This is a genomic window from Pseudomonas sp. 2822-15, assembly GCF_002742515.1.
Taxonomy (GTDB): Bacteria; Pseudomonadota; Gammaproteobacteria; order Pseudomonadales; family Pseudomonadaceae; genus Aquipseudomonas; species Aquipseudomonas salomonii.
The window spans coordinates 1-238 of record NZ_LJRY01000419.1 but is presented as its reverse complement, the minus strand read 5'-3'; the positions used below and the strand labels follow the sequence as shown (position 1 = coordinate 238).

The 238-nt window shown below is 35.3% G+C and carries 1 protein-coding gene; it reads left to right on the top strand.

All coding sequences use genetic code 11. The features are described 5' to 3' along the window. The coding region (locus AOA59_RS31270) for a hypothetical protein (RefSeq protein WP_218212246.1) at nucleotides 1-238 on the top strand (238 nt) is incomplete at both ends.

Here is a 238-nt window from a genome sequence, read left to right as displayed (position 1 = left end):
GAAATATTGCGGTCTATTATAATAAGGAGCATGAAGCAAGGGGATATGTCATCTATACTATTAAATCTAATATGTTGAAGGTGAAAGAAATCATTTGGTTAGACCCTGAATCTAGGGATGGACTATGGAATTTCTTATCCAATCATGATTCTATGCTTCAAGAGCTTGAAGTCACCGTTCCTGCTAATAGTGGAATGCCATTTATTTTGGCAGATCCAAAAGTTAAAAGAGAAATCAC